7 protein-coding genes and 1 pseudogene are annotated in these 10,469 nt (G+C 69.9%); 2 read left to right on the forward strand and 6 right to left on the reverse strand.

Annotated elements, in window-relative coordinates; genetic code table 11:
• Positions 1–381 precede the first annotated feature (381 nt).
• The gene (locus PV341_RS15120) at positions 382–4,047 is read left to right on the forward strand and encodes a S8 family serine peptidase (protein WP_500358054.1); all 3,666 of its coding nucleotides are present in this window, start codon (positions 382–384) and stop codon (positions 4,045–4,047) included.
• A gap of 619 nt (positions 4,048–4,666) precedes the next feature.
• Here the strand turns inward: PV341_RS15120 and PV341_RS15125 are convergent.
• The 5 genes and pseudogenes from PV341_RS15125 to PV341_RS15145 form a co-directional block, all read right to left on the reverse strand.
• Positions 4,667–5,144, reverse strand: a pseudogene (locus PV341_RS15125) (transposase); the annotation flags it as partial.
• Entirely contained in the window at positions 5,138–5,341 is a 204-nt protein-coding gene (locus PV341_RS15130) for a hypothetical protein (RefSeq protein ID WP_500331058.1), read from the reverse strand. The gene PV341_RS15130 and the pseudogene PV341_RS15125, both read right to left, overlap by 7 nt.
• 197 nt (positions 5,342–5,538) lie before the next feature.
• Positions 5,539–6,777, reverse strand: coding sequence for an acyl-CoA dehydrogenase family protein (locus PV341_RS15135; protein WP_500331056.1), 1,239 nt, complete (start codon positions 6,775–6,777; stop codon positions 5,539–5,541).
• A gap of 448 nt (positions 6,778–7,225) precedes the next feature.
• On the reverse strand, positions 7,226–8,305 hold the full coding sequence (locus PV341_RS15140; protein ID WP_500358056.1) for a Gfo/Idh/MocA family protein: 1,080 nt from the start codon (positions 8,303–8,305) through the stop codon (positions 7,226–7,228).
• Between the two features lie 52 nt (positions 8,306–8,357).
• Entirely contained in the window at positions 8,358–8,969 is a 612-nt protein-coding gene (locus PV341_RS15145) for a nuclear transport factor 2 family protein (RefSeq protein ID WP_500331052.1), read from the reverse strand.
• Positions 8,970–9,377: 408 nt separating this feature from the next.
• On the opposite strand from PV341_RS15145, the gene PV341_RS15150 reads away from it, so the two are divergent.
• Positions 9,378–9,563 (forward strand): hypothetical protein, encoded by a 186-nt coding sequence (locus PV341_RS15150; protein WP_500331051.1) that lies wholly within the window; start codon positions 9,378–9,380, stop codon positions 9,561–9,563.
• 242 nt (positions 9,564–9,805) lie between these two features.
• Here PV341_RS15150 and PV341_RS15155 read toward each other — a convergent pair whose 3' ends face one another.
• Positions 9,806–10,192, reverse strand: coding sequence for a winged helix-turn-helix transcriptional regulator (locus tag PV341_RS15155; RefSeq protein ID WP_500331049.1), 387 nt, complete (start codon positions 10,190–10,192; stop codon positions 9,806–9,808).
• Between the last annotated feature and the right edge of the window lie 277 nt (positions 10,193–10,469).

Genomic DNA, 10,469 nt, shown 5'->3' on the forward strand with positions numbered 1-10,469 from the left:
GGCCGGCATCGGCACATCACCCTCGCAGTGCTGGCCCACGTCTGCCTGCCGTCGCCGCCGGCCACAAGCGACACATGGTCCCGACAACAGGCGGAGCACGACGTGCCCCGACTGAACATCAGCATCCACACCGAACGCCGCCGTCCTCAACCGGCGACGTCGCTGTATCCGCATTCCCCTCGACCAGCACATCCGCTCGAGGGACCACCGACGAAAGGTGTTTCTCTGATGGTTTGGACCCGCCTAACGGCGGCAATATCGGCGGGATTGATGGTGGCCACCGGAGGTGTGCAGGCCGCCGCCGCGTCAGGGACGGATGCCTCCGGGACCGCTGCCCGCCCCGCCGCCGTGCCGAAGCCCCACTCCGCGACCGTGCGTCTGGTGACCGGTGACCGGGTGACCGTGACGACGCTGCCCGGAGGACGGCGCACTGCTTCCGTACAGCCCGCCCCCGGGCGCGAGCACATGCCGTTCAAGACACTGGAGGGGGACGACAAGGCGGCGCTGACGGTCATGCCGTTCGACGCCGAGACACTGGTCGCCGCCGGCACCCTGGACCGCCGGCTGTTCGACGTGACGGCCCTGATCGCCGACGGCTACGACGTCACCCACACCTCCGCACTGCCGCTGATCGTCTCCTCCCTGCCGGAGCCGTCCCGCGCCGGGGCGAGGGCCACCGCGCAGGCGTCGAAGGCCGCGGCGGCCACCGCCGACCGCCTGGTGTCGCTCAACTCGGACAAGGCGCCCTCCCGCAGCCTGGAGAGCATCGGCGCCCGATCGGTACGGATCGCCGACCGCGACCTGGGCACGTTCTGGAAGACGCTGAACTCCGGCGGGACCTCGGACGCCGCCCGTGCCGCGGTCACCCCGCGGATCGCGCTGGACGGCAAGGTCAAGGCGGTACTGGACCGCAGCACCGCGCAGATCAACGCGCCCGCGGCCTGGAAGGCCGGCTACGAGGGCCAGGGCGTCAAGGTCGCCGTACTGGACACCGGCGTCGACTCCGAGCACCCCGACCTCGCCGACCGCATCGCGGGGGCGAAGGACTTCTCCGGGAGCGCCAACACCGAGGACCACTTCGGTCACGGGACCCACGTCGCCTCCACCGTCGCCGGTACCGGTGCCGCGTCCTCCGGCACCCGCCGCGGCGTGGCGCCCAAGGCCGACCTGCTGATCGGCAAGGTCCTCGACGACAACGGCTACGGCTCCGAGTCGGGCGTCATCGACGGCATGGAGTGGGCGGCCGGCGAGGACGTCAAGGTCGTCAACATGAGCCTCGGTGCGGACATGGAAACCGACGGCACCGACCCGATGAGCCTGGCGCTCAACGCGCTGACCGCGTCCACCGACACGCTCTTCGTCGTCGCCGCCGGCAACGCGGGCCCGTCCCCGTCCAGCGTCGGCTCGCCCGGCGCCGCCGATGCCGCGCTGACCGTCGGCGCCGTCGACCGCGACGACTCCCTCGCCTCCTTTTCCAGCCGCGGCCCCCGCGACGGCGACGGCGCGGCCAAGCCCGACGTGACCGCCCCGGGAGTCGGCATCGTCGCCGCCCGCGCGGCCGGCACCACCCTGGGCACGCCGGTCGACGCTTACTACGTGGCACTGGACGGCACCTCGATGGCCACGCCGCATGTGGCCGGTGCCGCAGCGCTGCTGGCCCAGCAGCACCCGGGCTGGTCCGCACAACAGCTCAAGGACGCTCTGATCAGCACCTCGCATACAGTGCCCGGTACCGGTGTGACCGAGCAGGGCGGCGGCCGGATCGACCTCGCCGCGGCGACCGGCCCGGTCACCGCCACCGGCACCGTCACCCTGCCGTCGCTGCAGGCCGACGACACAGGGCGGTCGCGGCAGGCGGCCACCGTCCGCTACTCCAACACCGGTGACCGCCCGATCTCGTTGACGCTGGGCGTCAGCCTGGCCACGACCTCCGGACGTGCGCTCCCCGACGGCGTGGTCGCCGTCGGCTCCGGCACCGTGCAGGTGGCCCCCGGCGCCACGGCCGAGGTCCCGCTGCGCACCGACGCGGCGCGCGCCGTCCGCGGCAAGTACTACGGATACCTCACGGCGCGGGCCGCCGACGGCACCGTGGTCGGCCACACCACCGTCTCCCTGGTGGTGCACGCCCCGCGGCACCTGCTGACCGTGGTCTATCGCGACCGGACCGGCCGTATCGTGCCCGGCGCGGCCCCGACCATCTGGGGTGCCGACGGGGTCGTGGACTACACCGACCGCGAGACCGGCGTCGCCCTTGTCGAGGAGGGCACCTACCAGCTCAGCTACGACTTCTACGACGCCGCAGAGAACGGTGTCGCCGAGTACGGCGACGTCGTCGTCCCGGAGGTGAAGGTCGGCAAGGACACGACGGTGACGCTGAGCGCCGTCAAGGCCACCGAGGTCAGCTTCCGCACACCGCGCCCGGCCAAGCGGTACGGCATCATCAGCCCCACGTACTACCGAGAGATCGACGGCCACAGCCGGACGGCGGGCCTCATCGTCTGGCCCGGCGACCGGTACCTCACCTCGCCCACCGCCCCGGTCACCGACGGCGCCTTCGAGTTCACCCTGCGGGCGCAACTGGCCGCCCCGCAGGTGGAAGCGGAGGTTTCCGGCCGGTCGCTGGGGCTCACCCCCGTCTACGAGCCGTACTCCCCGCCCCTCGGTGACCAGGGCGCGCGGCTGACCGCCGTGTACGCCGGCACGGCGCAGGCCCCCGCCTTCCGCGGCGTGCGCGGCAAGCTGGCCGTCGTGCAGGACGACAACTCCGGCGGCTATGACACGTACCTCCTGGCGCGAGCTGCGGCGGACGCGGGAGCCAAGGCGTTGCTGGTGGTGTGGGCCGAGAGCCTGAACCCTACGGCGGACTGGCGGCCCATCGGCGACCGGCTGGCCCTGCCGTACGTGCGGGCCTCCTGGACGGAGGGGACGGCGCTGCTGAAGCGCATGGCGAAGGACACCACGACGGTGACGCTGTCCGGCACGGTGGTCAGCCCTTACATGTACGACCTCGTGATCGCCAAGAGCGCCGTCCCCGAGCACCCGGTGTTCGAGGTGTCGGAGCATGACAGTGCGCGGGTCCGCGCCACGTACACCCGTACCGGGGCCTCGGCCTGGGCGACCGAGCAGCGCTTTGGATGGCGTCCGTACCAGGACACCGCCTGGAACCAGTGGAGCCGCTTCGTCCCGGTGGGCCGGGACCGCGTGGAGTACGTGACGGCCGGGGACACCCAGTGGCAGCACGCCGTGGCGTACGGCCCCGTCGACGACCTGGGCTCCCCACTGCAGGGCGGCATGCGCGACGACGCGCACACTTACCGGCCCGGTCAGCAGGCCACCGAGCGCTGGTACGGCGCGGTGGTCCGCCCCTCGATCCCGCGCGGCGGGCACCTGCCGTCGGTGCGCACCGGCAACACCCTCGCGGTGTACGTGCCGGAGTTCAACGACTCCTCCGACACCGTCCACTGGTCCTTCGCGCAGACCGGGGGCTTCGACACCATCGGCGACACGGCCGTCGCGGAGCTGTACCGGAACGGGCAGCGGATCGCCTCCTCCGAACGCGGCGCGTGGGGCAACTTCGAGGTGCCCGCGGGTGACGCCGCGTACCGGCTGGACCTGGCCACCACCCGTACGGCGGACAACTGGCGCTTCGGCACCGGCACCCGCACGTCGTGGTCGTTCCGCTCGGCGGCGGCCGACGCCGACGCCCTGCTGCCACTGCTCCAGGTCGACTACGACGTCCGGGCCGACGCCTTCAACGCGCTGGGGCCCCAGCGCAGGCACACCATCGAGCTGACCGTCCGGATGCAGGACGGCATGGCAGCACCGCGCGGGGTGTCACTGAAGGCCGAGGCCTCCTATGACGACGGGCGGACCTGGACCAAGGCCGTCACCACCCGCAAGGGCAGTGTGTTCAGCGCCACGGTCGAGCGGCCCCTTCGGGTGCGCGGCGACGCCTATGTCACCCTGCGCGTGACCGCGACCGACGCGGCGGGCAACAGCGTCCGCCAGACGGTGGACCGCGCGTATCTGCACCACGGCACCGCATGATCGCCGAGGCCGGCGGCACGTGCCAATCCGGCTGATCGCGGCGGGTGCCAGGGTTCGCTCCATGGCACCCGCCGCGCTTGTGCGGGGCAGTGGCGGGCATGCGCGGCGGCACGACAGACGGCCGGAGCCTGGACGCGGGCTCACTCAGCGAGGTCTTCGACGGTTCGCCGTGGAGTCACCGCGCCGTATGCAGATGGCGCCGGCACCCCGGAGAGCCGTTACCGGACGGACGTAGGTCGCCAGCCGGCGTCATGAGAGGCGACTCGCGGCGTACCTGGCGCGAAGCGGCGCGTCCAGGCCGCGCACCATCAACACTTCTGGTGTTCCCGTTCCCGCCGAGACGCGGCCGGGTTCCCGGACGGTCAACCCGCATACGTCTGAGCTTGGGCATTCCGCTCAAGTCGAGTGTCGAATTACGCGCATTGGCGTAGCACTCCAGCTGTGGATCGTGGTCTTGCTGGGCCGGTGCGGATAAGGGTGCGGCCACAGTTGATACACGGTCCGAGGACGCTGCGTGCGGGTTGAATTTTTCCTTACCTCGATGCGGCTTTGTTCCCGCAGCTGTGTGAGGGCCTCCTGCAAGGCCGGGCTGGGACCCAAGTCGTGTGCATCCTGAGGCGGTGAGCTCCTTGCGGGGCGGACGTCTGGTAGGCGTGGCGAAGGTGCCGCCGGCGCCGATGCAGGCGAGATCGGCCACGGCGGAGTGCCGAGCCGGACGCAGGTGGTCACGATGCGGTGAGTGCGGGCCGCGGTCAGGTCGTGAGTCCGGCCGGGGAGGGCCGGAGAGATCCACAGGATCTCGCCCTGGGGATCGGTGATGAGTTGGCGGAGTTCGCCGGAGTGGTCGGCGCGACCGTCGCCGATGCGGTCGCACTCGGCGAGTGTGCCGTCGACCAGCACGTACTTTGCATCGGCGGGAGAGGAGATCGATGATGGATCGGACGTAGGCGTGGGCGCTGCCGACCGACGTTGATCCGGAAGCCGGCCGCGATCTGGGCGAGGGAGTCGTGCCTGCGCAGATACACCAGCGCGACGAGCGCTCGCTGGGAGGGCCGCAGCTTGCTGCGGCGGTCACCCTCCCGGGTGACGATCAGCATGGCGACTCACTCAAGCAGTGCGTGAGGCAGGTCCAGTGCGGAAGGATATGTAACCAACGAGGCTCGCCGGCGGCAGGGTTGAGACGCCAGACATCTCGCTCAAGCACCGAGGGGCCTCGCTTGTCGACGAAACGGCAGTACCGCGCCTTGAGCTTCTTGATCTCTTCGACGTCCGCCAGCCTCTCGTATGCGGTCATGGCGCTCTCCATTGGTTTGCGATGTGTTGGGTCTGGGACGGTGGACTCCGTCGACTTGGGGACCACCCCCCTTGCCGCGCGTATCTGCGGCGATTTAGGTGTGAACGGGTCGGACGGCCCGTTTCCGGGCAGGGCCTGCCGCAGGCGGATAGGGCGGCGCCCGCCCCACAGGGCGCAGACCCCATCCGGCTGCCGAGTCAGACCATGAGGCTCACTCGTTCGTTCACATTCAGCAGTGTCTTGCCATAGACCTCCAGGCCGACGACAGGGATCAGGCCGGCGTGGCGGGCTGCGGTGTTCGCATCACGCCAGATGCGCTGCAGGGTGTTCGTCTCGGCGAAGGCAGAGGCACCGTGCGCGTCCAGCAGGATGCCGATGGCCTCGAGGATCTGGCGGGCCGCGTAGCCCGCCCGGGCCCTGATGTGGGCGCGCGCGGCATAGTCCAGTGGGCCGGCGGCGGCCGCCTGGTCGACCTGCGAGGTCGCGCGGTGGGTCAGAAGCCTGGCTGTCTCGATCTTCAGCGCGGCCTCGGCCACCTGCATCTGGATCCCCACCGAGTCCGCCTGCCGGTTGTGAACGGTGAACGACAGCGGTTTGGACACCGCAGCACGTACCACCACGTCCAGAGCCGACTTGCCCAGCCCGAGCAACGGACCAAGCAGGCACAGCAGCAGCATCGGGCCGAACGAAGCGCCGTACAGCTCCTCCTCGCGGGACGAGCGCGGGTAGACCCCCTCCGCCGCCTCCGTGACCGAAAGGATTCGGTGCGCGGGAACGAACACATCTTGCGCGACGAGGGTGTTGCTGGCGGTACCCCGCATCCCGGCGGTGTGCCAGGTGTCCTCGATGACCAGTTCCGAGGCGGGAATCAGCACCAGAGCCTGATCTGCGACCGCACCATCCTCGTCCTGCAGGAGTGCGCCGACCGCCGCCCAGGTTGCGTACGGCGCGCCAGAGTTGTACGACCAGCGGCCGCTGACCCGCCAGCCGCCCGCCACCCGCTCCCCGATGCCTGTCGGCGCAGCCACACCGGTCACCCGTGCATCAGGGTCGGCTCCGAAGATCTCCTCCTGGGCCTCATCCGGAAACAAGCAGGCCAGCCAGTTCGTCACGGAGATGATCATCCCGACCCAGGCCGCCGAGCCGTCGGCTTCGCCGAGCGCCTCCGAGACATCGGTCAGGGTGCGCAGGTCCGCCTCCTGACCGCCGTATCGCCTCGGTATCAGCAGCCGGAAGACGCCGGCGTCGGACAGCGCATGGACGATCTCGGCTGGTACGACGCGGTCCCGGTCACCGCGACCGGCGTGCTTCCGCAGCAGCGGCTGCAACGCGGCCGCCGCTGCGACCGACTCGGACCTGGGACCGGCCTCGACCGGCCCGTCGGGCACGCCGTGGAACGTGGAGCTGTGCATACGTGTCTTCTCCGTCGTGGTCATTGAGTGTGCTGCTCGAGACGCGGCGCCGCCGGCGGAGACAGCAGGTGTGCCGCTTCGCCGCCCCGGCGCCGGCACGAGACCCGCCGACGCCTTGACCCGAAGGGCGGCCCAACCGGGCGGGGCGGGATGTCAAGCCGGCATTGCCGGCAACGCTGCCGACACCTTCTTCGTCCGTGGATGGCAAGTGCCCCCTCCGTGGTGACGTCCGGTTGTCGCATGCCCTGGCAGCCCGTGTTGAACTGCTGCCCGGGTGCGTCAGCCCGGCGAGAGGCATGGGCGCCAGCACGGGCGAACCCGGCCCGAACGCTTGGCGCGCGCGCCGTTTCATGGGGGTGAGAGGCGGAAGCGACCTTATATCGAGCGTTCGTTAAAGATTTGCGCCATGGTGCCTCGCGGAGCGGGGAGGGAAACGGTCTCCCGCGCGACGTCAGCCGAGGGTCTGCGCGTTCTACTGGCGGGACGAGTTCTTGATGGTGTTCATCAATTGGTGGCGTGTGTGGGCATAGGTGAAGTCGGGCGCTGTGTGGGTGCCTTCGCGGAGGTCGCGTCCCAGGTGGGTGTAGAGCGCGGCGACGTTCCGGGCGGGGCCGACGAGGCCCTCGGGGATGTCGGCGGAGTACTCGGCGGGGACTTCGAGCTTGGAGACGGTGGCATCGTCGCCGAAGCCGGCCTGGAGGGTGAGGTCGGTGACCTGGATGTTGCCCCAGGGGGCGGTCAGGACGATGTCGCCGTCGGTGCCGTTGATCTCCCAGCGGAAGTTGTCTCCACGTGAGACGCCGCCGCGGTAGAAGACCGAGGCCGCGGCGCCGTTCTCGAGGGTGCCGATGACCGAGATCTGGTCCGGGGCGGTCACCGGGACGATGGTGTTGCCGTCGTCGGTGACGGTCACTTCCGTGCGGCCGCGGACGAGGTTGGCCGACAGGTGGTCGAATTCTCCGAGAGTGACATTGAGTGCGTCGATGGCGTGCAAGGCGGCGCCGGACAGGGGGGTGGCGCCCTGTGTCTCGTCGTACCAGTAGGTGTGGGCCCTGGTGGTCTGCCCGTTCCAGACCATGCCGGAGGCGACGAGGGAGGTGCCGATGACCCGGCCGATCCTGCCGTTCTGGATCAGGTCGCGCGCGTAGCGCAGTTCGGGGTGGTAGCGGCCCTGCAGGCCGATGGCGGTGCGCACCCCGGCGGCGTCGGCACGCTGGGTGAGCTCGGTGGCATCCGCCAGGTTCAGGGCCAGCGGCCATTCGCTGTAGACGGTCTTGCCGGCGTCGATCGCGGCCGTGATGAGCTCCCTGTGGTGGGGGACCTTGACCGCCACCACGACGATGTCGATCCCGGGGTGGGCCAGCAGGGTGGCGTGGTTGTCGAACGCCGCCTCCACCCCGAATTCCCGCACGGCCGCCTCTGCGGACTCGCGGCGGGAGGTGCTGACGGCGCGCAGTGTGAAGTCCGGCAGGGCCTTGAGGGCGGGGATGTGGCTGATGGAGGCCCAGCCGCCCGGGCTGCCGCCGATGATGCCGACGCCGATGGTGCTCATGTTGTTACTCCTGAGGTGACGGGCCCTGTGCGGGCCGAGGGGGTGGTGAGTGTTACTTCTTCGGCGCGGTGGACGGCGTCCAGTTGGGGACGGTATCCACCCGGAACCGGGACAGCACGGTGCTGGAGATGTACCAGTGGCCGTGGATCCGCCGATAGGTGTCGCGGTACTCGCCGTAGCCGTGGAAGCCGTTCTTGTAGCTGGATCCGGCCGGGAAGCTCACGTAGTCCTCCATCGCCCAGATTGCCGTGGCGCGGTCCCCGTGAACCTGGATCTCCGGCAGAAAGCCCTGGTGGGCGGTGGGGGCGTCCCCCAGGAGCGCCGCTGTCTTCTCGGCGAGCTCCTTGCCGCTGCTGTACTTCGCGCCCACGTCGATGGTGGGGTGGGCGGTGAAGAGCGCGGCCAGCTTGGACCACTGCTTGCTGTCGAGGTAGCGGAAGTAGTGCGCCTTCACCTGCCGGATGTCCTCGATGTCGGCGAGCCGCTGCACCGTGGCCGCGTTGTGCGCCGCAGCGGACTGCGCCGGATGGTGCGCGGCGGACGCGGGCTGGGATGCCCAGGCCGCCGCGCCCGCGCCCCCGCCGGCCAGCAGTGCGGCCACGGCCGCGGCGCCGACCACACGTGAACGCCATGCGGAAGGCGTGCGGGATTCCTGCTTGCTCATGTTGTGTCCTTTCGGTGCCGCATCCGTGCGTGGGCGGCGTTCGTTGAGTCCTGGGCCTGGGAGTTAGCGACTTGGCGCTCACCGAGGAAGCGCCGCACTACCGGTCGGTCGCGACCCGGCCACGTCAGCCAGTGAACCCTATGTGGAACGATGCGTCAAAAAAATAAGCGAATTTTCTGCCTTAAATGTGAGGAATATTTGTAGCGATCGTTCGTGGCGAAGATCGACGGCGACGAACGACGAACCTGTCTCGCTCGTCGCCCATGGGGGCCGCTCACGCAGTGAGTCCCGACGTTCACCTCGCCGGCTGGCGACCGATTGGATCCGACGCCCTGGTCGGCCTTCGCGCGCCTATGCGGGGGTCGCGTCGCCGGTGGTGACGCTCCCTGCGGGGCTCTCGCCGGACGCATGGTCGTCGGTCTGCCCGATGCGGGGAATCAGGAGGGAGACCGCGGAGGCGGCGAGAGCGGCAAGTGCGAGGGTGGCGAACGCCCAGGTGTAGCCGCTTTGCGCAAGAAGGTCCGCGAGCTGGAAGAAGAGCGTGAGATCCTGCGGAAGGCGGCCAAGTATTTCGCCGGGGAGACGCGCTGGTGAACCGCTTCCAGTTCGTTGCCGACCACCAGCGCCGCTACGGCGTGAAGCGGCCAGCCTCGGACATCGCAGCCCGATCGCCTACGAGCGAGCATTCCGAACAGCATCAACTACGCTGGCCAAAGCCGCATAACCCGTGTTCAGGATCCGGGGTCAAGGCCCGTACATCCGGATGACAGGACGGGGCGCCGGGTTCTCACCCGGCTCCATGGCGGCAATGCGCACGTGCCGCTACCGCCCTGCGGTCAGCCGGGGTGGTGGGCGGGCGTTTGCGCCGTGCCCGCCGGGACGGAGCGGCGGGCCATCCACTGGACCAGGGGTTGGAGCGCGTTCAGCAGTGCTTGGCCATCCGGGGTCAGGCTGTAGCGGATCTGCACGGGCGTGGTCGGCATCACCGTGCGCTCGATCAGCCCCTCGGCGGCCAACTCCTTCAGACGCTGGGTCAGCAGGCGGTCGGAGATACCACCGACCATCGTCCGGAACTCTCCGTGGCGGCGGGCACCATGTGCGGCGGCCGCCAGAATTCCTCCCGTCCAACGTCGCCCGACAAGCTCCAGCGCGCCCAGCAGATTCGGGCAGGTGGTGTCGTCGATGGTGCGTTCTGTGCCCTGCGCGGACGGTGAAGCATGCATTCGGAAACTCCAATTCAAGGTCGGTTGCTGTTGACGGAGACTGAGGGAGGGCCGGAGAGTCAGCACACCTTCCGGCATCGGACGGCAGGGTCGGCACGTCGTTGCACGACGGTTGCTGCATCTGAATCTCGCTGATGGCATCCGTTCTGCTGCCGCCGTTGCCAACGCGGCCAGTGACGAGCGCCGTTTTCTCATTCTCGGGAAGGACAGCGGTGCCCGGTGCGGGCCCGGGGGAGCCCGGGACGGAAGGACTTGAGGGTCAGCGCCGGGTGGGGGC

Origin of the sequence: Streptomyces sp. PA03-1a (genome assembly GCF_033792805.1) — a bacterium.
GTDB lineage: Bacteria > Actinomycetota > Actinomycetes > Streptomycetales > Streptomycetaceae > Actinacidiphila.